The sequence below is a fragment of the Blastococcus sp. KM273128 genome (assembly GCF_021698975.1).
GTDB lineage: Bacteria > Actinomycetota > Actinomycetes > Mycobacteriales > Geodermatophilaceae > Blastococcus.
Genome location: NZ_SSXA01000013.1, coordinates 25690 through 48639 on the forward strand (window position 1 = coordinate 25690; position 22950 = coordinate 48639).

General features: G+C 74.2%; 22 protein-coding genes. 12 read left to right on the plus strand and 10 right to left on the minus strand.

Annotated elements, in window-relative coordinates; genetic code table 11:
* The first annotated feature begins 10 nt into the window (after positions 1 to 10).
* The 5 genes from E9529_RS06035 (at position 11) to cysD (ending at position 4691) form a co-directional block, all read left to right on the plus strand.
* Positions 11 to 739 (plus strand): response regulator transcription factor, encoded by a 729-nt coding sequence (locus E9529_RS06035; RefSeq protein WP_236830220.1) that lies wholly within the window; start codon positions 11 to 13, stop codon positions 737 to 739.
* Positions 736 to 2214 (plus strand): cell wall metabolism sensor histidine kinase WalK, encoded by a 1479-nt coding sequence (locus tag E9529_RS06040; RefSeq protein WP_236830221.1) that lies wholly within the window; start codon positions 736 to 738, stop codon positions 2212 to 2214. Before E9529_RS06035 ends, E9529_RS06040 begins: the two co-directional genes overlap by 4 nt.
* 22 nt (positions 2215 to 2236) lie before the next feature.
* Positions 2237 to 2959, plus strand: coding sequence for a PaaI family thioesterase (locus E9529_RS06045; protein WP_236830222.1), 723 nt, complete (start codon positions 2237 to 2239; stop codon positions 2957 to 2959).
* Positions 2950 to 3699, plus strand: coding sequence for an inositol monophosphatase family protein (locus E9529_RS06050; protein WP_236830223.1), 750 nt, complete (start codon positions 2950 to 2952; stop codon positions 3697 to 3699). Before E9529_RS06045 ends, E9529_RS06050 begins: the two co-directional genes overlap by 10 nt.
* A gap of 83 nt (positions 3700 to 3782) precedes the next feature.
* Entirely contained in the window at positions 3783 to 4691 is a 909-nt protein-coding gene (gene cysD / locus E9529_RS06055; protein ID WP_236830224.1) for a sulfate adenylyltransferase subunit CysD, read from the plus strand.
* Here the strand turns inward: cysD and E9529_RS06060 are convergent.
* On the minus strand, positions 4682 to 4903 hold the full coding sequence (locus E9529_RS06060) for a hypothetical protein (protein WP_236830225.1): 222 nt from the start codon (positions 4901 to 4903) through the stop codon (positions 4682 to 4684). The genes cysD and E9529_RS06060 overlap by 10 nt on opposite strands.
* A 71-nt stretch (positions 4904 to 4974) precedes the next feature.
* On the opposite strand from E9529_RS06060, the gene E9529_RS06065 reads away from it, so the two are divergent.
* Positions 4975 to 6285, plus strand: a complete 1311-nt coding sequence (locus tag E9529_RS06065) for a sulfate adenylyltransferase subunit 1 (protein WP_236830226.1) — start codon at positions 4975 to 4977, stop codon at positions 6283 to 6285.
* 13 nt (positions 6286 to 6298) lie between these two features.
* Here E9529_RS06065 and E9529_RS06070 read toward each other — a convergent pair whose 3' ends face one another.
* From E9529_RS06070 to E9529_RS06080, 3 genes are all read right to left on the minus strand, one after another.
* On the minus strand, positions 6299 to 7615 hold the full coding sequence (locus E9529_RS06070) for a cytochrome P450 (RefSeq protein WP_236830227.1): 1317 nt from the start codon (positions 7613 to 7615) through the stop codon (positions 6299 to 6301).
* 87 nt (positions 7616 to 7702) lie between these two features.
* Positions 7703 to 7867 carry a hypothetical protein gene (locus E9529_RS06075; protein ID WP_236830228.1) on the minus strand — a complete coding sequence of 55 codons (165 nt, stop codon included), beginning with the start codon at positions 7865 to 7867 and terminating at the stop codon, positions 7703 to 7705.
* A gap of 75 nt (positions 7868 to 7942) precedes the next feature.
* Positions 7943 to 8332: an ATP-binding protein gene (locus E9529_RS06080; protein ID WP_236830229.1), complete on the minus strand. Its 390-nt coding sequence runs from the start codon at positions 8330 to 8332 to the stop codon at positions 7943 to 7945.
* A gap of 202 nt (positions 8333 to 8534) precedes the next feature.
* On the opposite strand from E9529_RS06080, the gene E9529_RS06085 reads away from it, so the two are divergent.
* Positions 8535 to 8903: a hypothetical protein gene (locus E9529_RS06085; protein ID WP_236830230.1), complete on the plus strand. Its 369-nt coding sequence runs from the start codon at positions 8535 to 8537 to the stop codon at positions 8901 to 8903.
* On the opposite strand, the gene hrpA is transcribed toward E9529_RS06085, so the two are convergent.
* Positions 8900 to 12850: an ATP-dependent RNA helicase HrpA gene (gene hrpA / locus E9529_RS06090; protein WP_236830231.1), complete on the minus strand. Its 3951-nt coding sequence runs from the start codon at positions 12848 to 12850 to the stop codon at positions 8900 to 8902. The two genes, E9529_RS06085 and hrpA, sit on opposite strands and share 4 nt — an antisense overlap.
* 172 nt (positions 12851 to 13022) lie before the next feature.
* On the opposite strand from hrpA, the gene E9529_RS06095 reads away from it, so the two are divergent.
* A complete protein-coding gene (locus tag E9529_RS06095; protein ID WP_236830232.1) occupies positions 13023 to 13529 on the plus strand; it encodes a MarR family winged helix-turn-helix transcriptional regulator in 507 nt (168 codons plus the stop codon).
* Entirely contained in the window at positions 13526 to 15298 is a 1773-nt protein-coding gene (locus E9529_RS06100; protein WP_236830233.1) for an MDR family MFS transporter, read from the plus strand. The genes E9529_RS06095 and E9529_RS06100 overlap by 4 nt, the downstream gene beginning before the upstream one ends.
* 67 nt (positions 15299 to 15365) lie before the next feature.
* On the opposite strand, the gene E9529_RS06105 is transcribed toward E9529_RS06100, so the two are convergent.
* From E9529_RS06105 to E9529_RS06115, 3 genes are read right to left on the minus strand one after another with little or no spacing between them, the layout of a single operon-like run.
* A complete protein-coding gene (locus tag E9529_RS06105) occupies positions 15366 to 15686 on the minus strand; it encodes a hypothetical protein (RefSeq protein WP_236830234.1) in 321 nt (106 codons plus the stop codon).
* An 18-nt stretch (positions 15687 to 15704) separates the two neighbouring features.
* Complete coding sequence (locus E9529_RS06110; RefSeq protein WP_236830235.1) at positions 15705 to 16535, minus strand: alcohol dehydrogenase catalytic domain-containing protein; 831 nt, start codon at positions 16533 to 16535, stop codon at positions 15705 to 15707.
* The gene (locus E9529_RS06115) at positions 16532 to 16978 is read right to left on the minus strand and encodes a hypothetical protein (RefSeq protein WP_236830236.1); all 447 of its coding nucleotides are present in this window, start codon (positions 16976 to 16978) and stop codon (positions 16532 to 16534) included. The genes E9529_RS06110 and E9529_RS06115 overlap by 4 nt, the downstream gene beginning before the upstream one ends.
* Before the next feature lie 118 nt (positions 16979 to 17096).
* On the opposite strand from E9529_RS06115, the gene E9529_RS06120 reads away from it, so the two are divergent.
* Positions 17097 to 18893 carry an acyl-CoA dehydrogenase gene (locus E9529_RS06120; RefSeq protein ID WP_236830237.1) on the plus strand — a complete coding sequence of 599 codons (1797 nt, stop codon included), beginning with the start codon at positions 17097 to 17099 and terminating at the stop codon, positions 18891 to 18893.
* Positions 18894 to 18946: 53 nt separating this feature from the next.
* Here E9529_RS06120 and E9529_RS06125 read toward each other — a convergent pair whose 3' ends face one another.
* Complete coding sequence (locus tag E9529_RS06125; RefSeq protein WP_236830238.1) at positions 18947 to 19120, minus strand: hypothetical protein; 174 nt, start codon at positions 19118 to 19120, stop codon at positions 18947 to 18949.
* A gap of 192 nt (positions 19121 to 19312) precedes the next feature.
* Here E9529_RS06125 and E9529_RS06130 point away from each other — a divergent pair, with 192 nt between their 5' ends.
* Together E9529_RS06130 and E9529_RS06135 are read left to right on the plus strand one after the other, a co-directional pair.
* A complete protein-coding gene (locus E9529_RS06130) occupies positions 19313 to 20815 on the plus strand; it encodes an MFS transporter (RefSeq protein WP_236830239.1) in 1503 nt (500 codons plus the stop codon).
* 108 nt (positions 20816 to 20923) lie between these two features.
* Positions 20924 to 21976, plus strand: a complete 1053-nt coding sequence (locus tag E9529_RS06135; protein WP_236830240.1) for a YihY/virulence factor BrkB family protein — start codon at positions 20924 to 20926, stop codon at positions 21974 to 21976.
* Positions 21977 to 22133: 157 nt separating this feature from the next.
* Here E9529_RS06135 and E9529_RS06140 read toward each other — a convergent pair whose 3' ends face one another.
* Positions 22134 to 22841 (minus strand): hemerythrin domain-containing protein, encoded by a 708-nt coding sequence (locus tag E9529_RS06140; RefSeq protein WP_236830241.1) that lies wholly within the window; start codon positions 22839 to 22841, stop codon positions 22134 to 22136.
* Between the last annotated feature and the right edge of the window lie 109 nt (positions 22842 to 22950).

Consider the following 22950-nt stretch of genomic DNA (forward strand, 5'->3'; position numbering starts at 1 on the left):
CGGAGGAACGATGTCCGGCCCCCACCCCACCGGGCGCACGGCCCCTGAGGCCCGCCTTCTCGTGGTGGACGACGAGCCCAACATCCGCGAGCTGCTGTCGGCGAGCCTCCGCTACGCGGGCTTCGAGGTGGCCACCGCCGCGGACGGCCAGCAGGCGCTCTCCCTGGCCGCCTCGTTCCGGCCCGATCTGCTGGTGCTCGACGTGATGATGCCCGGGCTCGACGGCTTCGGCGTCGTCCGGCGCCTGCGGGAGAGCGGCCGCCACACCCCGGTGCTGTTCCTCACCGCCCGGGACGCCGCGGAGGACAAGGTCTCCGGTCTGACCCTCGGCGGGGACGACTACGTGACCAAGCCGTTCAGCCTGGACGAGGTGGTGGCCCGCATCCGTGCCGTGCTGCGCCGCACCACGGGCGCGCAGCGGGGCGCCGAGGCCCCGCGGCTCACCTTCGCCGACATCGAGCTGGACGAGGAGAGCCACGAGGTCATCAAGGCCGGTGAGGTGATCAGCCTCTCCCCCACCGAGTTCAAGCTGCTGCGCTACCTGATGGCCAACGCCGGGCGGGTGCTGTCCAAGGCGCAGATCCTCGACCACGTGTGGAACTACGACTTCAACGGCGAGGCCAACGTCGTCGAGTCCTACATCTCCTACCTCCGCCGCAAGATCGACACGACCGAGCCGCGGCTGCTGCACACCATCCGGGGGGTCGGGTACACGCTGCGGCTGCCGCGGGGGGCATGACCACTGCGCCCGCACCGGCGCGGGGCCCGCGGGTCCCGCTCCGGGTCACCCTCGTCGCGCTGCTGGTCGCCCTGCTGAGCGCCGCCCTGCTCGCGACCGGCCTGGCGACCACCTCGCTGCTGCGCGACTACCTGCAGGACCAGCGGGACGCCGAGCTGCGCATCTACGTCGACTACAACCTGCGCCCCGAGGTGGCGGCCGCCTGCCGCCAGCCCGGCGACCCGGCGCCCAACCCGTTCTTCGTCGCCTGCCTCGCGCCGGGCAGCGACGAACCGGTCGTCCTCGGCGAGCCCCAGGGGCCGGGCGGCGACGCCGTGCCCGAGCTGAGCGGCAAGGCGGTGGAGCGGCTCCGGGCCGACCCCCGCCCCTTCACCATGTGGGTCGACGGCGAGCGGTGGCGGATGACCTCGGGCCAGCTGCCCGGCGGCTACACGCTGGTCGTCGGCGACGACAACGCGGGAGTGGAGCGGGCGATCGCCCGGCTGGTCCGCATCGAGCTGGTCGTGGGGCTCTCCCTCCTGGTGCTGCTGGGCGCCGCCGGCTACGTGCTGGTGCGCAACAGCCTGCGCCCGCTGGTCGACGTCGAGCGGACCGCCGCCGCCATCGCCGCGGGCGACCTCTCCCGGCGCGTGCCGGTCGGTGACGAGCGCACGGAGGTCGGGCGGCTCTCCACGGCGCTCAACGGCATGCTCGCCCGCATCGAGGCCGCCTTCCGCGCCCAGCAGGCGTCCGAGGAGCAGGCGCGCGGGTCCGAGCACCGCATGCGCCGGTTCGTCGCGGACGCCAGCCACGAGCTGCGCACCCCGCTGACCTCCATCCGCGGCTTCGCCGAGCTGTACCGGCAGGGCGCCGTCCGCTCGCAGGAGGACGTCGCCCGGCTCATGCAGCGCATCGAGGCCGAGGGCGGCCGGATGGGCCTGCTCGTCGAGGACCTGCTGCTGCTCGCCCGCATGGACCAGCAGCGGCCGCTGTCCGTGGCGCCGGTCGACCTCGCGGAGATCGCGGGCGACGCGGTGCACGACGCCCGCGCCGTGCAGCCCGACCGGCCGATCAGCCTGCACCTGGACGAGTCGCTCACCGAGGTCCCGGTCGTGCTCGGCGACGAGGGCCGGCTGCGCCAGGTCGTCGGCAACCTCGTCACGAACGCGCTCACCCACACCCCGCCGTCCACCCGGGTGCTGGTCTCCGTGGCGGAGGCGCCCGACGATCCCGATGCCCTGCTGCTGCGGGTCGCCGACGAGGGCCCCGGGATGGACCCGGCCGACGCCGAGCGGGCGTTCGAGCGGTTCTACCGCGCGGACACCTCCCGCACCCGCGCCGCCGGCGGCACCGGGCTCGGCCTCTCGATCGTCGCCTCGCTGGCCGCCGCCCACGGCGGGTCGGCGTCGCTGGAGACCGCTCCCGGGGACGGGCTCGCGGTCACCGTGCGGCTGCCGCGAAGCGGCCCCTCCGGGGGTGGCGCACCGGCCGCCTGAGCCCGCTTGCGACCATCGCCCGGTGACGACGAACGACGCCCCCGCCGAGACCGGCGCCCCCTACGACGCCGAGCTCATGGCGGCCTCCACCGAGCTGGGGGCCGCGCTGCGCGAGCTGATCGAGGCCTCCGTGGTCACCACGGCACCGGCGGCGGAGGTGGCCGCTGCGGCCGAGGCGGTCCGCCGGGCGACCGCGGCGATCGGTGCCTCCCGGCGCCCCGCCGCCCAGCTGCCGGCGCTGGACGACCCGTCGGTGGGCCGGCGCGTGTTCAACCCCGTCGTCGGCACCGGCAACGCCCTGGCCCCGCCGCTGGTGGTGCGCCGGGAGGAGGGCGGCGTGGTCGCCGAGGTGACCCTGGGCGTCGCGTACGAGGGCCCGCCCAGCTACGTGCACGGCGGGATGAGCGCGCTGTTCATGGACCAGTTGCTCGGCAGCGCGGCCGGCGCGGCGGGGCTGTGGGGCATGACCGCCCACCTGGAGCTCGACTACCGCGGCCCGCTGCCGCTGGAGACCCCGCTGGTGATGCGCGCCCGGGTGGAGAGCAACGAGGGGCGCAAGTCGGTGATCGTCGGCACGATCGCGCTGGCGGCCGCCCCCGGGCGCCCGCTGGTCGAGGCCCGCGGCATCTTCGTCATGCCGCGCCCGGAGAAGGCCCAGACCTACTTCGGCACCATCACCGACGCGGCGGGCCGGCACACCCCGCCCCGGCGTCCCGGCGACGCCACCTCGGTGCAGTGGAGCTGACCGCGGGCTCCGACGTCGCCGTCGCCGTGGCCGCCGCGCGGGCCGCGGCCGCGGCGCTCCTGCCGCTGCGCCACGGCGGCCCGGAGGGGCGCGCGCTCGGGGACGCCGGCGACGCCGCCGCCCAGGAGGCGATCCTGGGGGTGCTCACCGGGGCCCGCCCCGGCGACGCGGTGTTCAGCGAGGAGGCGGTGGACGACGCCCGCCGGCTGACCGCCGACCGCGTGTGGATCGTCGACCCGCTCGACGGGACCCGCGAGTACTCCGACCCCGCCCGCACCGACTGGGCGGTGCACGTCGCCCTCTGGGCCGGGGGCGACCTGGTGGCCGCCGCGGTGGCCCTGCCGGCGCTGGACGAGGTGCACCTCACCGAGCCGGCTCCCGTGCTGCCGCCCCGCCCGGAGGGACCGGTCCGCATCGCCGTCAGCCGCACCCGCCCGCCCGCCGAGGCGCAGGCCGTGGCCGACGCACTCGAGGGCGAGCTGGTGCCGCTGGGTTCGGCGGGCTACAAGACGCTCGCGGTCGTGCGCGGGGAGGTCGACGCCTACGTGCACGGCGGCGGCATGTACCAGTGGGACTCCGCCGCGCCGGTCGCCGTCGCCCGCGCCGCGGGGCTGGTGACCTGCCGGCTGGACGGCTCGCCGCTGGTCTACAACGACCCCGCCCCCTCTCTGCCGGACCTGGTGGTGGCCCGCCCGGAGCTGGCGCCCCGGGTGCTGGCTGCGGTCGCCGCGGCCCGATAGCGGACACTGGGCGGGAATCCGCACCGAACCGATCGGGTTGCGCCGGTCGCCGACCCCGATCCCTACCCGTGGAGCATGCGCGCGTGACGACGCCCGACTACCGGCTCAGCCAGCTGGAGACGCTGGAGGCCGAGTCCATCCACGTCATCCGTGAGGTGGTGGCCGAGCTCGAGCGGCCGGTGCTGCTGTTCTCCGGCGGCAAGGACTCCATCGTGATGCTGGAGCTGGCCCGCAAGGCGTTCGCGCCGGCCCGCATCCCGTTCCCGGTCATGCACGTGGACACCGGGCTGAACTTCCCCGAGGTGCTGGCCTTCCGCGACAAGCGGGTCGCCGAGCTCGGCGTCCAGCTCGTGGTCGCCTCCGTGCCCGACGCCATCGCGGCCGGCACGGTCAAGGAGGAGCCCAACGGCTCACGGAACCGCATCCAGACGCCGGTGCTGCTGGACGCGGTCGAGGAGCACGGCTTCACCGCGCTCTTCGGGGGCGCCCGCCGCGACGAGGACAAGGCGCGCGCCAAGGAACGGGTCTTCTCCTTCCGCGACGACTTCGGGCAGTGGGACCCCAAGAACCAGCGCCCCGAGCTCTGGGACCTCTACAACGGCCGCATCCACCTCGGTGAGTCGATCCGGGTCTTCCCGCTGTCGAACTGGACCGAGCTGGACATCTGGCAGTACATCCTCCGCGAGGCGATCGAAATCCCCGCGCTGTACCTGGCCCAGGAGCGGGACGTCGTCGAGCGCCAGGGGATGCTCTACGCGGTCAACGAGTTCATCACCCCGCGCGAGGGCGAGCAGGTGCAGCGCCGGAGCGTCCGCTACCGCACGGTCGGCGACGCCAACCTGACCGCCGCCGTCCCCTCCACCGCCACCACGGTCGAGGAGGTCATCGCCGAGATCGCGGTGACCCGGATGACCGAGCGCGGGGCCACCCGCGGGGACGACAAGGTCAGCGACGCCGCCATGGAGGACCGCAAGAAGGAGGGCTACTTCTGATGCCCGCGGTCCCCGCCCCGGCGCCGCAGGCGGCCCACCACCAGCTTGACCACGACGGCGAGCAGCAGCAGCCCGGTCACCCAGCCCACGACCTCCGGCGTGCCCCCCGGTCGCGCGCCGAGCAGCCCGAACACCCAGTCCGCCGCGGCGAAGCCGACGACGTACCCGGCGACCACGACGAGCAGGCCCGGTACGGCGAGCAGCACGAACACCCGCAGCCTCCCCGGTCGTCGACGGACACCAGCGTCCGCCGTGCCGCCGCCCCGCGCCAGGAGACCGCCCGATGACCGACGCCCCCGTCGACGTCCACTCGGCCGCCGCCGAGGCCGCCGCCGAGATCGCCACCGCGCGGAAGGACATCCTGCGCATCGCCACCGCCGGCTCGGTGGACGACGGCAAGAGCACGCTGATCGGCCGCCTGCTGTACGACAGCAAGGCCGTCTTCGAGGACCAGTACGAGGCGGTGGAGCGGGCCAGCAAGGGCGACTACGTCGACCTCGCGCTGCTCACCGACGGCCTGCGCGCCGAGCGCGAGCAGGGCATCACCATCGACGTCGCCTACCGGTACTTCGCCACGCCCCGGCGCACGTTCATCCTGGCCGACACCCCCGGCCACGTGCAGTACACGCGCAACATGGTCACCGGCGCCTCGACGGCCGACCTCGCGATCGTGCTGGTCGACGCCCGCAAGGGCATGGTGGAGCAGAGCCGGCGGCACGCGTTCCTGGCCTCGCTGCTGCGGGTGCCGCACCTGGTCGTCGCCGTCAACAAGATGGACCTCGTCGACTGGTCGGAGGAGGCCTACGAGGCGATCCGCGACGAGTTCACCGCCTTCGCCGCCAAGCTCGACGTCCCCGACCTCACCGTGGTGCCGATCTCGGCGCTGCACGGTGACAACGTCGTGCGCCGGTCGGAGAACACGCCCTGGTACCAGGGCCCCTCGCTGCTGCACCACCTCGAGCACGTGCACGTCGCCAGCGACCGCAACCTGATCGACGTGCGCTTCCCGGTGCAGTACGTCATCCGGCCGCAGTCCGACGCGCACCACGACTACCGGGGCTACGCCGGGACGGTCGCCAGCGGGGTGCTGCGCCCCGGCGACGAGGTCCAGGTGCTGCCCAGCGGCCTGACGACGACGATCGCCGGCATCGACGGGCCCCGCGGCCCGGTTCCGGAGGCCTTCGCCCCCATGTCGGTGACCGTGCGGCTGGCCGACGACCTCGACGTCTCGCGCGGCGACCTGGTCTGCCGCCCGGCCAACGCCCCGCACGTCACCCAGGACCTCGACGCGCTGGTGTGCTGGATGACCGACGAGCCGCTGCGCCCGCGCCAGCGGCTGGCCGTCAAGCACACCACCCGGTCGGTGCGCGCCGTGGTCAAGGAGCTGGTCTACCGGCTGGACGTGAACACGCTGCACCGCGAGCAGGAGGCCGGCGAGCTCGGGCTCAACGACATCGGCCGGGTGCGGCTGCGCACCACCCAGCCGCTGTTCGTGGACGAGTACTCCCGCAACCGCGTCACGGGGCGCTTCATCCTCGTCGACGAGGCCACCAACGCCACCGTCGGCGCCGGCATGCTGGTGCCCGGCAGCTGAGAGCGAGCTCTCTTCAGCGGAGGCGGACCGGGAGCACCTCGAAGCCGCGCAGGGTCTGCAGGTCGCGGCGCACCGGACGGCCGGCCACGCGCAGGCCCGGGAAGCGCTCGCCCAGCACCTGCAGGCCGACGGCACCCTCCAGCCGCGCCAGGCCCGCACCCAGGCAGTAGTGGATGCCGCCGGAGAAGGCCAGGTGCTCGCGCGCGTTGGCCCGCGTGACGTCGAAGCGCGCCGGGTCGGGGAAGACGTCCGGGTCGCGGTTGGCCGCCCCGAGCAGCAGGGTGACCCGCATGCCGGCGGAAACCCGCCGCCCGGCGAGCTCGACGTCCGCGCGCGCCGTCCGGCCGGTCAGCTGCACCGGGCTGTCGAGCCGGAGCACCTCCTCCACGGCGTCGTCCCAGCTCGCGTCGCCGCCGCGCAGGGCCGCCCACTGGTCGCGGTGCGCATCCAGCAGCACCACGGCGTTGCCCACCAGGTTGACCGTCGTCTCGAAGCCCGCCCCGAGGAGCAGCAGCACCGTGGCGTGCAGCTCCCGGTCGGTGAGCGCCTCGTCGGGCGGCAGGGTGACCAGCCGGCTGACCAGGTCCTCGCCCGGCTCCCGGCGCAGCCGTGCGAAGTGCTCGGCGAGGAAGCGGTGCATCGCCCGCAGCGCCCGCTCCGCGGAGAGGAAACGGCCCAGCGGGAGGCCGGGGTCGAGGGTCGCGGCGGCCGCCGCCCCCCAGCGGAGGAAGTCCTCGCGGCGCTCCACCGGGACGCCCAGGAGCTCGGCGATGACCAGCACCGGCAGCTGCGCCGCGTAGGTGCCGACGAGGTCGACGACGCCGTCCCGGCGCTCGAGCTCGTCCAGCAAACGCCCTGCGGTGCGCCGGACGGCCGGCTCGAACGCCGCCGTCGCGCGTGGGGTGAAGGCCCGGCTGACCAGCCGGCGGAACCGGGTGTGGTCGGGCGGGTCGACGACGAGCATGGACGGCGGCTCCGCCACCCCGGCCGCGGCCGGGTCGTCCCCGAACTCCAGCGCCCACCGGATGATCCTCGGCGCCACCGAGCGGTCCCAGCCCACGCCGAAGCGCTCGCTGCGCAGCACCTCCTGCGCCACGGGGTGGGACGTGGTGACCAGGCCGAGGCTGCTGCCGGTGAGCGGCCCGCGGGCACGCAGCTCCTCGAAGAGCCCGTAGGGCTGCTCGCGCAGGGCCGGGTCGCGCATCAGCCGGCCGACGGCGTCACCCCGGCGGGCGCTGCGGGAGAGGTAGACGGCGGGCAGGGCGTGGCGCACGGCCCAGCGGGCCGCGGTGCGGGCGGGCCGGGCCAGCTGCTCCGCTGTGGCGCTCATCACCGCAGTGTGCCAACGCCGGGGCCGGACGCGGCACCGCCCCCGGCCCGGGTGCGGGACGGGGGCGGTGCAGCGGGGTGCGGGGGCTCAGGCCTGGTCGCCGGGGGCCGGTGCGGAGCCCGGGTCGCCGTCCCAGTCCTTGCCCGCGACGTCGGCGTTCTCCGACGCGCTGTCGGTCTGGCTGGCCACGGTCTCGACCATCTCCTCGTCGGAGACGTTCTCACCGGCGGCGTGGGTGTTCGGCTCGCTCATCGCGCGGTCCCTTCCTTCGGCTGGCTTCCTCCTCGCCCGTCCCCGATCGTCGACCGCGGCAAACCAGCCGGTGCGTCACAGCCGGGCAGGGCGCAGCTCGAACCACACCCGCTTGCCGTCGCGGTGCTCCTCGCACCCCCACCGGTCGGCGAGCAGCTCCACCAGGAGCATGCCCCGGCCCCGGGGCCGGTCCTGGGAGAACGGCTGCACCTCGGGGCGGGCGGGCGAGCAGTCGACGACGGCGAGGCGCAGCCAGTCCTCCGAGAGGGTCGCCTCCACGGTCAGGCAGGCGGTGCCGCCCACGTGGTCCACCACGTTGGCGACCAGCTCGGTCACCAGCAGGGCGGCGTCCTCGTGGTCCTGGCAGGCGCCCCAGCCGGTGAGCAGCACGCGGACCAGCCGCCGGGCGGCCGGCACGCTGGCCGCGACCGGCGGGAGGTCGAGGCTGGCGCTGAGCGTGGACATGAGGCGTTTCCGATCTGCGGGCGCGCGGCTGGTCGCCCGGCGGTGGCGACGTCGGCAGACCGCGGAGCTCGACTGGTTGCGCACAACCTGCCACGCGCCGACCCGTGGGCGCAACCCCTCTTGCCCCCCAGGCCGGTTGTGTGCAACAGATGTCCCGCTAGAGTGCCCCCGACCCACCCGCCGACGCCCGTGAGGAGCAGCGATGAGCGGCCCGCACGGCACGCCGGAGGAACCGGCCGAGGCAGCGCTCGAACGCCTGATCGCCTGCATCGACGCCTCCCTCGCGGAGCTCGAGCACGCCCGCGCCCGGGCCGACCTGCTGCTGGCCGAGCGCCGCGCCGGCCGGTCGTGGCTGGACCTGGTCACCGAGGAGTCCGGTCCGCTGGTGGTGGAGAGCGTCTCCACGGTGCTCGCCTCGCTCGCGACCGCCGGCCACGCCTTCCGGCGCGAAGAGGCGGCGGCCCTGCAGCGCGAGCAGGTCAGCATCAACCGGATCGCCGCGCTCTTCGGCGTGACCCGCCAGCGCATCTCGGCCCTGCTGAGGGAGAACGGGGCCGTGCCGCGTCCCTAGACGCCGATGGCGTCGATCGCCTTGTAGATGCGCTGCTCGGACACCGGGCGCGGGGTGCCCACGTTCTGGGCGAACAGTCCCACCCGCAGCTCCTCGAGCATCCAGCGGACCCGGGTCACCGGGTCGTCGGGCGCCCCGGTGGGCGGGACCTGCCTCCGGAGCTGCTCGTACTCCGCCGTCACCGCGGCCACCTGCTGCATCCACAGCTCGTCGCGCACCGCGTTGGCCGGCAGCTTCTCCAGCCGGTGCACCATCGCGGTGAGATACCGGACGAGGTCGGGCAGCCGGCGGCGACCGGTGCCGGCGACGAAGCCGCGGTGCAGCAGCCCGGTCATCTGCCGCCGCAGGTCGGCCACCGCCGCCTCGGGCACCCGGCGGGCGGGTGCGGCGCCGATCGCCACCGCCGCCTCGCGCGCCCGCGTCAGGACGACCTCGACGCGCCGCACCGTGTCGGCGGTGAGCCGCTGCAGCTCCCCCTTCGCGGCGGCGACCAGCGCGTCGAAGGCGGCCGCGTCGCGGGGTGGGCCGCCGGCCGCCGCGATCAGCTCGTCGGCGGCCGCGTCCACGCAGTCGGCGACCAGGTCGGGGATCTCGCCGTCCGGGTTGAACTGCAGGGCCAGGCGCGTGGCCGGCCCCAACCCCTTGACCACCTGCTTGACCGGCGAGCCCACGACCAGCACCAGCAGCCGCCGGGCGCCGCGCCAGGTCAGCCGGGTCGCCTCCGCCTCGGTGGGGACGACCCGGATCCCGACCGTCGTCCCCTCGTCCACCAGCGCGGGGTACGCCGTGACGACGTGGCCGCCCCGGCGCACCTCCACGGTCCGCGGCAGCTCGCCGAACTCCCACGCCGTGCAGCCGGTGCGCTCGAGCTCCGAGGCGGCCCGCGCCAGGCTGGCCCTCGCCTGCGGGGCCACCTGCGCCTTGAGCGCGGCGAGGTCCTTGCCCGTGGCCAGGGGCCGGTGCTGGTCGTCGAGCACCCGGAAGGTGGCGCGCAGGTGGTCGGGCACCTGCCCCGGCTGCCAGGCGTCGGGCGGGACGGTGATCGCCACCGACCGCCGGAGCTCCCGCTCCAGCGCCGGCAGCAGCGGCTCCCCGGGGTCGATCCGCGGCAGCACCTCGCGCACCCGGTCCGGGATCGGGACGAGGGCCCGGCGGAACTGCTTGGGCAGGGTGCGCAGCAGCGCCGTCACCAGCTCCTCGCGCAGGCCGGGCACGGTGAAGGCCAACGACTCCCCCGACGTCCGCTCCGCGACCGAGTCCAGCACCCCCAGCGGCACGTCGACCGTCACGCCGTCCTCGGCGCTGCCGGGCGCGAACGCGTAGGAGAGGGGCAGCGTGAGGCCACCGCCCGTCCCGCCCCCCACCTGCACCTCGTCGGGGAAGTCCTCCGGGCGCACCTGCGCCGCCGCGGCGGTGTTGGTGAGCATCTCCGGCGTGAAGGTGAGCAGGTCGGGCTGCTCGTGGCGGGCCCGCTTCCACCACGTGTCGAAGTGCCGGGTGGAGACGACGTCGGCGGGCACCCGGGCGTCGTAGAGCTCGAACAGCGTCTCGTCGTCCACGCCGATGTCCCGCCGCCGGGCGCGCTCCTCCAGCTCGGCCACCCGCTCGATCGCCCGCTGGTTCTCCGCCCAGAAGCGGTGGTGGGTGGCCCACTCCCCCTGCACGAGGGCGTGCCGGATGAACAGCTCCCGCGAGACGACCGGGTCGATGGAGCCGTACTGCACCCGGCGCCCGACCACCAGCGGCAACCCGTAGAGGGTGACCCGCTCGGTGGCGACGACGGACTGCCGCTTGACGTCCCAGCGCGGCTCGGAGTACTGGCGCTTCACCAGGTGGTCGGCGAGCTTCTCGACCGTCTCCGGGTCGATCCGCGCCACCGTGCGGGCGAACAACCGGCTGGTCTCCACCAGCTCGGCGGCGACCACCCAGCGCGGCGGCTTCTTCGCCAGCGGGGTGCCCGGCGCGATGACGAACCGGGTGCCCCGCGTGCCGAGGTACTCCCGGCCCGGGCGGCCCGGCTTCCCGTCGCGCCCCTTGACGGGTTCGGCCTGCATGCCGACGTGCGAGAGCAGCCCGGCCAGCAACGCGGCGGTGATGCCGCGCTCGTCCGGCTCCGTCGCCGGGCCGGTCAGCGTCATGCCCAGCCGCCGGACGGTGCCGCGCAGCTGTCCGTGCAGGTCCTGCCACTCGCGGATGCGCAGGTAGTGCAGGAACTCCCGCTTCACGGTGCGGCGGAACTGGTTGCCGCTGAGCGCCTCCTGCTGCTCGCCGAGGTAGCGCCAGAGGTTGAGCAGGGCGAGGAAGTCGGAGTGCTCGTCGGCGAACCGCCGGTGCATCTCGTCGGCGGCCTGCTGGTGCTCGGTCGGCCGCTCGCGCGGGTCCTGGATGGTCAGGCCGGCCGCGATGACCAGCACCTCCTCCAGCACCCCGCGCCGGTCGGCCTCCACCACCATGCGGGCCATCCGCGGGTCCAGGGGCAGCGCGGCCAGCGCCCGGCCGGTGGGGGTGAGCTTCCCGTGCTCGTCGAGCGCGTGCAGCTCCTCGAGCAGTGCGAGCCCGTCGGCGACGGCCCGCCGGTCGGGCGGGTCGACGAAGGGGAAGTCCTCGACCTCGCCGAGGTCGAGCGCGGCCATCTGGAGCAGGACCGACGCGAGGTTGGTGCGCAGGATCTCCGGGTCGGTGAACTCGGGGCGGGACTCGAAGTCGGCCTCGGTGTAGAGCCGGATCGCGATCCCCGGCCCGAGCCGCCCGCAGCGGCCCGACCGCTGGCGGGCCGAGGCCTGGCTGACCGGCTCGATCGGCAGGCGCTGCACCTTGGTGCGATGGCTGTACCGGGAGATCCGCGCGGTCCCCGGGTCGATGACGTAGCGGATGCCGGGCACCGTCAGCGAGGTCTCCGCGACGTTGGTGGCCAGCACGATCCGCCGCCCGGTGTGCGGGGCGAACACCTTGTGCTGGTCGGCCGCCGACAGCCGCGAGTAGAGCGGGACGATCTCGGTGGAGGGCAGCGCCCGGTCGGCCAGCGCGTCCTGGGTGTCGCGGATCTCCCGCTCACCGGCGAGGAAGACCAGGATGTCACCGGGCCCCTCCGCGACCAGCTCGTCGACGGCGTCCAGGACGGCGGTGACCTGGTCGCGGTCCTCGTCGGAGTCCGGGTCGTCCGGGTCGACGACGGGGCGGTAGCGGACCTCCACCGGGTAGGTGCGCCCGCTGACCTCCACGACCGGCGCACCGCCGAAGTGACGGGCCACCCGCTCGACGTCGATCGTCGCCGAGGTGATGACCACCTTCAGGTCGGGCCGGCGCGGCAGGACCTGCGCCAGGTAGCCCAGCAGGAAGTCGATGTTGAGGCTCCGCTCGTGGGCCTCGTCGATGATGATCGTGTCGTACTGGCGCAGCAGCCGGTCGTGCCCGATCTCGGCCAGCAGCACGCCGTCGGTCATCAGCTTGACCAGGGTCGAGTCCGACACCTGGTCGTTGAACCGCATCTTGTAGCCGACGGCATCGCCCAGCGGTGTGCCGAGCTCCTCGGCGATCCGCTCGGCCACGCTGCGCGCGGCGATCCGCCGGGGCTGGGTGTGCCCGATCCGCCCTCGGACGCCGCGGCCGAGCTCGAGGGCGATCTTGGGCAGCTGGGTGGTCTTGCCCGAGCCCGTCTCGCCGGCGACGACGACGACCTGGGCGTCCCGGAGGGCGGCGGCGATCTCGTCTCGCCGGGCGCTGACCGGGAGGTCCTCCGGGTAGGAGATCGCCGGCACGGCCGCCCGGCGGCGCGCGATCCGCTCCTCGGCCGCGGCGACGTCGGCCGCGATGCGCGCGCGCTGCTGCTCGCGGGCCTGCGCGTCCCTGGTGCGCCGAAGCCCGTCCAGCCGGCGGCCCAGCCGGTGCTCGTCGAGGAGGGTCAGCTGCGACAGCCGGGACCGCAGGTCCTCGTGCAGGGCGGTCACGGCGGTTCTCGCACTCCTCTTCGGCCCGGTGACGTCACCGCGGACGGGTGATCCCTCCCAGCATCGCACCGTCTGCACACCGGCCGCCTCGCCCGGGGAAAACAGATGCATGCAACGTGCAACAAGGTGTATCGTGCACCAGTCATGCCCCTGCCCCACCCCGAGGAGCCCCGTGACGGACGAGCCAGCAACCGGCGACCCCCGCGGCTCCGGCGTCGGCATCCTCAGCGAGCAGCTGCCCCGCTTCATGCGGCTCATGCACGGCCTCAAGAACCAGCACACCGCCGAGGGCGGGCGCGACCGCGCGGCCCACGTGCTGCTGTTCCCGCTGAGCAGGCTGGGTCCGCTCCGCCAGGGCGCGCTGGCCGACCTCGTGCACGCGGACCCCTCCACGGTCAGCCGGCACGTGACCCTCCTCGTGGAGCAGGGCCTGGTGCGCCGTGCGCCCGACGAGTCCGACGGCCGGGCCAGCAACCTGGTCGTCACCGAGGCGGGCCGCGCCCAGCTCGACCGCCTCCGCGTCGAGCGGGAGGCCTACCTGCGCCAGGTGACCGCCGACTGGACCGGTGAGGAGCTGCAGACCTTCACCGCCCTCTTCGACCGGCTGCTCGACGGCATCGCGGCCACCCTGCCCTCCGACCCCATGTCCACGCCCCACGACCGGACGGTGTCCGCATGACCTCCACCCGCGCCACCACCGCCGCGTCACGCCGCGAGGCCCGCGCGGCCGCCGCCGCTCCCGATGCCGGCGGCGCCTTCAGCCACCGGCAGATCGTCACGATCCTGGCCGGTCTGATGGTCGCGATGTTCCTGGCCGCACTGGACCAGACGGTGGTCGCGACCGCGATCCGCACGATCGCCGACGACCTCCAGGGCTACGACCTGCAGGCCTGGGCGACGACGGCCTTCCTGATCACCTCGACGATCGCCACGCCGCTGTACGGCAAGCTCTCCGACATCTACGGCCGCCGGCCGTTCTACCTGTTCGCGATCGCGATCTTCGTCGTCGGCTCGGCGCTGTGCGGCCTCGCCGACACGATGTACCAGCTGGCCGCGTTCCGGGCGGTCCAGGGCATCGGCGCCGGTGGCCTGATGTCGCTGGCGCTGGCCATCATCGGCGACATCGTGCCGCCCCGGGAGCGGTCGCGGTACCAGGGCTACTTCATGGCCGTCTTCGGCACCTCGAGCGTGCTGGGCCCGGTCATCGGCGGGTTCTTCGCCGGCCAGGGTTCGCTGCTGGGCGTCGATGGGTGGCGCTGGATCTTCTGGATCAACGTGCCCCTCGGTCTGCTCGCCTTCGCCGCGGTCTGGCGGGTGCTGCACCTGCCGCACGAGAGCCGCCCGCACCGGATCGACTGGCCGGGCGCGCTGGCGCTGATGACCTTCCTCGTGCCGCTGCTCGTCGTCGCCGAGCAGGGCCGGATCTGGGGCTGGGGCTCCTCCGGCGCGGTCACCTGCTACGTGATCGGCGCCGTCGGCTTCGCGCTGTTCGTCCTGGCCGAGCGCGCCTACCGGGACGACGCGCTGCTGCCGCTGCGGCTGTTCCGCAACCGCAGCTTCGCCGTCAGCGGCATCGGCTCGGTCGTCATGGGCGCGGGCATGTTCGGCGGGCTGCTGCTGCTCCCGCAGTACCTGCAGATCGTGCAGGGCTCCAGCGCGACGGTCGCGGGCCTGCAGATGATCCCGCTCGTCGCCGGCATCATGACCGGCGCGATGAGCTCGGGCATCGCCATCTCGAAGACCGGGAAGTACAAGGTCTTCCCGCTGGTCGGCATCGCGCTCATGGTGACGGCGCTGCTGGCGATGTCGTTCCTGGTCGACGCCGACACCTCGGTCTGGGCGCTCGTGCCGTTCATGGTCCTGCTCGGGCTGGGGCTCGGCTTCAACTTCCAGCCGGTCATCCTCGCCGTGCAGAACGCCGTCTCCCCGCGGGAGATGGGCGTGGCCACCTCCTCGGTGACCTTCTTCCGGCAGATGGGCGGCACGATCGGGACGGCGGCGTTCCTGTCGGTCCTGTTCACCCGGCTGCCGCAGGACATCGACGCCGCCGTCCAGGACACCGTGCGGGCCAACCCCGAGCTGGCCCCGCAGTTCCAGCAGCTCGCCGCCGGTGGCGGGAGCGCGCTGGATGACACCTCCTTCATCCAGGAGCTGCCGGCTGCGCTGGCCGAGCCGTTCAAGGTCGGCTTCTCGAACTCGATCGACCTGGTGTTCCTCATCGCCGCCGGCGTGGTGGCGGTCGGGTTCTTCGTCTTCCTGTTCCTCCCGCAGCTGGCGCTGAGCACCCAGTCGGGCATCCAGGCCCGGCAGGGCGAGGCGGCCGGGACGGCGACCACCGACCCCGAGGACCCGGCTGAGCAGGCCACCGAGGCCGTCGGCGCGGCCGCCCCCACGTCGGTGCCGCCGCCGGTGGGGCAGCCGGGCGACCGGCCCGGCGCCCCGCGCTGACCCCGGGACGCACCGCCACGCCGCCTGTGCACGGTGGTGGCGGTGCGGGGGCCGGAGGACGACAGGGTTACGGCTGGAAGACCGCCCGCACGCAGCCGTCGTCCTTGTCCTTGAACAGCTGGTAGCCCCGCGGCGCCTCGGTGAGCGGCATGACGTGCGTGGCCAGGTGCTCGGTGACCAGCTCCCCGGCCTCCATGCGGCGCAGCAGCTCCGGGATGTAGCGCTGGGCGTGCACCTGGGCGCCCCGGATCGTGAGCCCCTTGTTCATGGCCGCGCCGAGCGGGAACTTGTCCACCATCGCGGCGAACACGCCCAGGGTGAAGACCGAGCCGCCCTTGCGGCAGGCCATGACCGCCTCGCGGACGGCGGTCGGCCGGTCGGTCTGCAACCGCAGCTGCTGCTTGACCTAGTCGTAGATGCCGGGCGCACCGGGGGCGTGCGCCTCCATGCCGACGGCCTCGATGCACACGTCCGGCCCCCGGCCGCCGGTGCGCTCGCGCAGCTCGGCGACGACGTCGGTGCTCGTGTAGTCCACGGCCTCGGCGCCGATGTGCTCGCGCACCTGCTGCAGCCGCTCGGGCACCCGGTCGACCACCACGACCTGCTCCGCGCCCAGCAGCATCGCCGCACGGGCGGCCATCTGCCCGACACCACCGGCGCCCCAGACCGCGACGACGTCGCCGGGCTTCGTGCCGGCCAGGTCCGCGCCCATCCAGCCGGTCGAGGCGGCGTCGGAGGCGAACACCGCGCGGGTGTCCGGGATCGCCTCGGGGACGACGAACGTGCCGACGTCGGCGTAGGGCACCCGCATGTACTCGGCATGGCTGCCCGCGTAGCCGCCCATGGCGTGCGAGTAGCCGAAGCAACCGCCGGGGCTCTGGCCCCACAGCCCCTCGGTGATCCCGGGATCCGGGTTCCCGTTGTCGCAGAGGGAGTAGAGCTCCTGCCGGCAGTACCAGCAGCTGCCGCAGGCGGCGAACGGCGCGACGACGACGCGGTCGCCCACCTTCCGGTCGCGGACCTCCCTGCCCACCTCGACGACCTCGCCGATGAACTCGTGGCCCATCACGTCACCGGCCCGCATGAAGGGGATGTAGCCGCCGACGAGGTGCAGGTCGGAGCCGCAGGTGACGGACTGGCGGATCTTCAGGATGACGTCGCGGTCGTTGAGGATCGTGGGCTCGGGCACGTCCTCGACCGCGATCTCGTTCACGCCCGCCCAGGTCGCCGCCTTCACAGGACGCCCTCCTTCGGTGCCCGCTCCGTCATGCCCTCCAGCGCCGCGCCCTGCGGGGTCGGCTTCCGGACGCCGTGCGGCTGCGGCTCCACGCGCAGCACCTCCCCCACCTCCAGCAACTGCTTGGCCTCGCGCAGGGCGGCCCGCAGCTCGCCGATCTCCGCCTCCGACGGCGTGCCCCGGAAGCGGGCCGCGAGCTCGGTGCCCCGGTCCCCCGGCGCGGGCTCGGTGCGCACCTCGATGCGGTCGCCGAACCGCTCCAGGGGCGGCGGCAGCGCGCCGACCTCCTCCCCGGTGCGGAGCACGGTGACCGCGCGCCACCTGCGGGCGGCGGTGGCCGGGTCGTCGGTGACGGACGCCTGGCCGACTCCGGGCAGGCGCACGTGCTGCAGGGTGCTGAGCAGCGCACCTCCCGCGCGGCTGACGATGGCGGGTAGCTCCACGGCGTGCTCCCTCGGCTCGGCTGCGGGCGCCCCCGCCCTACCCCCTCCGGGCCGCCGGGCAACCGGCCTAGTGTGAAGTGGTTCGCACCTCGTCGCCGTACCCGCGCCTGGAGACCCCGTGCCGTCGTCGTCGCTGATCCTGTCCCGCCGTGACCTGGACTTCCTGCTCAACGAGTGGCTCGACGTCGAGTCGCTGACCAAGCGGGCACGGTTCACCGAGCACTCGCGGGAGACCTTCGACGCGGTCCTCGACCTCGCCGAGCAGATCGCCACCGAGCACTTCGCCCCGCACAACCGGAAGGCCGACGAGAACGAGCCGCGCTTCGTCGACGGCAAGGTCGAGCTGATCCCCGAGGTGTCCCAGGCGCTGCGGGTCTTCGCCGAGGCCGGGCTGATGGCCGGCGAGTTCGACGAGGAGTTCGGCGGCATGCAGCTGCCGCACGTGGTCGGGCAGGCCGTCTTCGCCTGGTTCAAGGCCGCCAACGTGGGCACCTCGGCCTACCCGTTCCTGACGATGGGCAACGCCCGCCTCCTGCTGGCGCACGGCAGCCGGGAGCAGATCGACACCTACGTCGCCCCCGAGATCGAGGGCCGCTGGTTCGGCACCATGGCGCTGTCCGAGCCGCAGGCCGGCTCCTCGCTCGCCGACATCACCACCCGGGCGGTGCCGCAGGACGACGGCAGCTACCGGCTCACCGGCAACAAGATGTGGATCTCCGGCGGCGACCACGAGCTGACCGAGAACATCGTCCACCTGGTGCTGGCCAAGATCCCCGGCGGTCCGCCCGGGGTGAAGGGCATCTCGCTGTTCATCGTCCCGAAGTTCCTGGTGAACCCCGACGGCTCGCTGGGCGAGCGCAACGACGTCGTCCTGGCCGGGCTCAACCACAAGATGGGCTACCGGGGGACGACGAACACGCTGCTCAACTTCGGCGAGGGCGTGCACACCCCGGGCGGGCAGCCCGGCGCGGTCGGCTACCTGGTCGGCGAGCCGCACAAGGGCCTCACCTACATGTTCCACATGATGAACGAGGCCCGGATCGGCGTCGGGATGGGCGCGACGGTGCTGGGCTACACCGGCTACCTGCACGCGCTGGAGTACGCGCGCACCCGCACGCAGGGCCGCCCGGCCGGCGCCAAGGACCCGGCGTCGGCCATGGTGCCGATCGTCGAGCACCCCGACGTGCGCCGGATGCTGCTGGCCGCCAAGACCTACGCCGAGGGCGGCCTGGCGCTGGGCCTGTACTGCGCCCGCCTGGTCGACGAGGAGCAGACCGCCGAGACGCAGGAGGAGCGCGACCGCGCCCACCTGCTGCTGGACATGCTCACCCCCGTCGCCAAGGCGTGGCCCTCCCAGTGGGGGCTGGCCGCCAACGACCTGGCCATCCAGGTGCACGGCGGCTACGGCTACACCCGCGACTACCCCGTCGAGCAGTTCTACCGGGACAACCGGCTCAACCCGATCCACGAGGGCACCCAGGGCATCCAGTCGCTGGACCTGCTCGGCCGCAAGGTCGTCATGCAGGGTGGCGCCGGGCTGGCGCTGCTGGGGGAGACGATCGGCGCGACGACCGCCCGCGCCGCCGGGACGCAGTGGGCCGGCTTCGCCGCCGACCTCGACGCCGCGGTGGCCCGGATGGGCGCGGTGACGGCGACGCTGTGGGGCACCGGCGACCCCGACCTCGCCCTGGCCAACTCCCACGTCTACCTGGAGGCCGCCGGGCACGTCGTCGTCGGCTGGCTCTGGCTGGAGCAGGCGCTGGCCGCCGAGGCCGGGAGCACCGACTTCCACGAGGGCAAGCGCGCCGCGGCGCGGTACTTCTGGCGCTGGGAGCTGCCCCGCACGCGCGCCTGGTTCGACCTGCTGGAGTCGCTGGACCGCACGGTGCTCGACGCCCGGGACGCCTGGCTCTGAGACGACGACGCCCCGCCGTCCGGGTGGACGGCGGGGCGGTCGGTGCGCTCGGCTCAGGCCGCGCGCGCGGCTCCCACGGTCTCGGGAGCGGTGGAGCGCGCCTTCGCGGCACGGGTGGCCGCGCGCTGCTCCTGCTCGTACCGGGCGGTGGACTGGGTGCCCATCGCGATGACCAGGGCCGTCAGGACCAGGAAGCCCACCAGGGTCACGGCCGGCCACAACATCATCTGCACTCTCTCCTCGCACAACTCGCGGATGCCACCACCGGGTCACGGGCGGCGGCACGTCGTCGGGGCTCACCTTCCCCCGATCTCCGCCGTCTCAATCGTCGGTTCCAGGAGTTCACCTGAGGGGGTGTGACACGTTGCACAGCTGTTACCGCAGCCGAGCGTGGGTCGGCGACGTGGTTGCATCAGGACGTGCCCGATGCCACAGCAGCCCACGAGGCCGGCGCGGCTCGCGGCACCCGACCGGTGGCGCTGGTCGTGGCGCTCTCCCTCGGCGTCACCACGCTCTCCCTGCTGCAGAGCCTGGTCGTCCCGGCGCTCGGGCGGATCGAGGAGCAGCTCGGCGTCTCGCCCGGCGCGGCCGGCTGGGTGCTCACGGCCAACCTGCTGGCCGCCGCCGTCCTCACCCCGGTGCTGGGCCGGCTCGGTGACCTGAGGGGCGCCCGCCCCGTCATCCTCGGCATCCTGGTCGCGGTCGCGCTGGGCACCCTGCTGATCGTCACCACGGAGTCCCTGCCGCTGCTGCTGGCCGGCCGCGTCCTGCAGGGCGCCTCCTACGGGCTGTTCCCCCTCTCGATCAGCGTGCTGCGCCGCGAGCTCCCGGAGGCCCGGCTGAGCGTGGCGATGTCGGTGGTGAGCAGCACGCTGGCCGTCGGCGGCGTGGCCGGGCTGGTCGCCACCGCGCTGCTCACCGGGGACGGCGGCGACTACCGCCACGCCTTCTGGCTGGGGCTGGGCATCACGCTGCTGGCCCTGGTGCTCGCCGCGTGGCTGCTCCCCCGCCGCCCGGTCTCCGCCCGCGGCCGGATCGACTGGTGGGGGGCGCTGGTGCTGGGCCTGGGCCTGGTGCTCCTGCTGCTGCCGCTCTCCCAGGGCCCTGCCTGGGGCTGGGTCTCACCGGGCACGATCGGCTGCGCCATCGGGGCGGTCGCCGTCCTCGCGGGGTGGGTGGTCCTGCAGCGGCGGACCGCCGAGCCGCTGGTGCGCCCGGCCATGCTCACCGACCGGCGCACGGTGGTGCCCAACGTGGCCGGGGTGATGAGCGGCATCGCGCTGTTCGCCTCGTTCCTCGCCGTCCTGCAGTACGTCCAGGCCGACCCCGCCGTCACCGGGTACGGGTTCGACGCGAGCGTGCTGGAGGCGGCAGTGGTCTACCTGCTGCCCGGCGGCGTCGTGGGCATCCTGCTGGCGCCGTTCGCGGGCAGGGTCGTCGGCCGGGTGGGCGGCCTGCCGACGCTCACGGCGGGCGCCCTGTTCGGGGTCGCGGGCTTCGGGCTGCTGGCCGGGGCGCGCGGGGAGCCGTGGCTGGTCGTCGTCGCCGGCCTGCTCACCCAGGTGTCGGTGACCGTGGCGTACGCGGCGCTGCCCGCGCTCGTCGTCGACGCCGTACGGGAGGACGAGACGGGCGTGGCCAACGCGGTGAACTCGATCGCCCGCTCGGTCGGCCAGGCGCTGGGCAGCACGCTCGCGGTCACGCTGATCGCCGGCAGCCTCGACCCCGCCACCGGGCTCCCCCGGGCCCTGGCCTTCACGCTGGTCGCCCTCATCGGCGTCGTCGCCTCGGCCGTGGTCGTGCTGGTGGCCCTGATCGGGCTGCGCGGCGACCGTCCGCACCGGCGGCACGACGGGCTCGCCGAGGTGGAGGAGGCGACCGCCGGCGCGGGTGAGTGGTCCCCGGTCTCCGGGGTGCGCTGAGGCCACCGCGCGCTGGTGCGACCGAACCGTTACGGGCGCATCCGGCATGGAACGACACCGTCCGGGGCATCGAGAGGCGCGACCGCCCTCGTCCCCGGAGGACCACACATGGCTCGATCCACCGGCTCGTCCAGCCGCGCCAAGGCTGAGACGCGCTTCACCGACAACCGCGCGGGCAACCGCGCCGGCGGCGATCCCGCGCCGCAGGACGACAACATCAGCGGCACGCGGGCCGACTACGCCCCCACAGGCGCGGACCGCAAGCCCACGACGGGCGGCACGCTGAAGCGCTCGGTCAAGGAGTTCAGCGAGGACAACCTCATGGACTGGGCCGCCGCACTGACCTACTACGGCGTCCTGGCGCTGTTCCCCGCGCTCGCCGCCCTCGCCTCGATCGTCGGGCTGCTGACCGACCCGGAGGAGCTCACCACCGCGCTCACCGAGGTGGTCCCGGAGAGCGCGGCGGAGACGCTCGACCCGGTGATCCAGCAGGTCGCCGGCAGCTCGACGGCGGCCGGGTTCGGTCTCATCCTCGGTCTCGCCGGCGCCATCTGGAGCGCGTCGGGCTACGTCGGCGCCTTCACCCGCGCGGCGAACGTCGTCTACGAGACCCGCGAGGGCCGCAAGTTCTACAAGTTGAAGCCGCTGCAGCTGCTGATCACCCTGGTCGGCATCCTGTTCGCCGCCCTCATCCTGGCGATGCTGGTGCTCAGCGGGCCGGTCGTCGACGCCATCGGCCAGGCCATCGGCCTGGGCAGCACCGTCCTCACCATCTGGTCGTGGGCGAAGTGGCCGGTCATCCTCGTGCTGCTGGCGCTGATGATCGCGGTGCTCTACTACTCGACGCCGAACGCGAAGCTGCGCGGCTTCAAGTTCGTGACGCCCGGCGCCGGCGTCGCCATCCTGGTGGCGGTCGTCGCCTCGGCCGCGTTCGCCTTCTACGTGGCGAACTTCGGCAGCTACAACGCCACCTACGGGGCCCTCGCCGGCGTCGTGATCTTCCTGATCTGGTTCTGGCTGATCAACGTCTCGCTGCTGTTCGGCATCGAGCTCGACGCCGAGGTGGAGCGCACCAAGGAGCTGAAGGAGGGCGTGCCGCGGGCCGAGAAGGAGATCCAGCTCGACGCCCGGGCCGAACCCGACGACAAGCAGACGACGTAGTCGTCGCACCGCACACCGACGGCCCCCTCCCACCCCGGGAGGGGGCCGTCGCGCATGCCCCGAGCGCCGCGGGTGCGCGCTCACGCACCCCTCGTGGGCGTCCCACACGGGCACGAGCGCGCACCGGTGGGCGGCATCGGAGCCGCCACCCGGCGCCTCAGCGGCTGGTCGGCGGCCGGTCGCCGCGGCGCGCGAGCGGCACCCGCTCCACCAGCCCCGCGACGGCGGCCAGCCCCGAGCTCACCGCCCGCCCGGCCGGGACGAACCGGTCCGGTACGCGACGCACCCCGGCGTCGACGGCGTCGCGGGTGCGGTCGATCAGCGACAGCGGCAGCCCGGACAGCGCGTTCCCCGGCGGGCGCCTGGACACCGTCGGGTGCGGCCGGGTGGGCGAGATGCGGGCCACGAGCGCCCAGCGCCGGCCCAGCGCCCGCAGCTCCTCGGGGCTCAGCCGCTCCTGGAGCCGAGGCAGCAGGACGTCCTCCTCGTCCCGGACGTCCTCCCGCAGCACCTCGACCAGCCGCCGCAGGCGCGCCGGCCGCTCCGGGTCGTCGAGCCCGCCGCGCTCGAGGGCGCTCACCAGCTCGTTGACCTCCTGGTGCTCCTCCTCGACCTGCAGCGTCAGCGCGTCGCCGTCGGGCAGCACCCGGCGGATGACCGGCCACAGCACGGTCTCCTCAGCGAAGGCGTGGCTGAACACCAGCCGGTCGATGCGGGTGAGCACCTCCTCCTGCGCGGCACCCTCGGTGCCGTCGAGCTCGTGCAGCAGCCGGTCGAGCTCCTCGTGGTCGCGGCGCTGGCGGACGAGCACGCTGCCCGGCCCGCCCAGCTCCTCGGTGGTCTGGTCGGCGATGGATCTGGGCACAGGAACCTCCGGTCGGTCGATCCTGGTTCCGTGCCCGCGACGCCCGTGCCCCACGCCTGGTTGCACCGGACGCCGCCGGGTAGGTGCAGCCCACCGATCCCCACCCAGG

Coding starts and splice junctions, on each gene's coding strand:
- E9529_RS06070 (WP_236830227.1), bottom strand. CDS start 7,615: ATGAGCGCCACAGCGGAGCAGCTGGCCCGGCCCGCCCGCACCGCGGCC.
- E9529_RS06040 (WP_236830221.1), top strand. CDS start 736: ATGACCACTGCGCCCGCACCGGCGCGGGGCCCGCGGGTCCCGCTCCGG.
- E9529_RS06075 (WP_236830228.1), bottom strand. CDS start 7,867: ATGAGCGAGCCGAACACCCACGCCGCCGGTGAGAACGTCTCCGACGAG.
- E9529_RS06085 (WP_236830230.1), top strand. CDS start 8,535: ATGAGCGGCCCGCACGGCACGCCGGAGGAACCGGCCGAGGCAGCGCTC.
- E9529_RS06035 (WP_236830220.1), top strand. CDS start 11: ATGTCCGGCCCCCACCCCACCGGGCGCACGGCCCCTGAGGCCCGCCTT.
- E9529_RS06135 (WP_236830240.1), top strand. CDS start 20,924: ATGGCTCGATCCACCGGCTCGTCCAGCCGCGCCAAGGCTGAGACGCGC.
- E9529_RS06065 (WP_236830226.1), top strand. CDS start 4,975: ATGACCGACGCCCCCGTCGACGTCCACTCGGCCGCCGCCGAGGCCGCC.
- E9529_RS06080 (WP_236830229.1), bottom strand. CDS start 8,332: ATGTCCACGCTCAGCGCCAGCCTCGACCTCCCGCCGGTCGCGGCCAGC.
- E9529_RS06100 (WP_236830233.1), top strand. CDS start 13,526: ATGACCTCCACCCGCGCCACCACCGCCGCGTCACGCCGCGAGGCCCGC.
- E9529_RS06125 (WP_236830238.1), bottom strand. CDS start 19,120: ATGATGTTGTGGCCGGCCGTGACCCTGGTGGGCTTCCTGGTCCTGACG.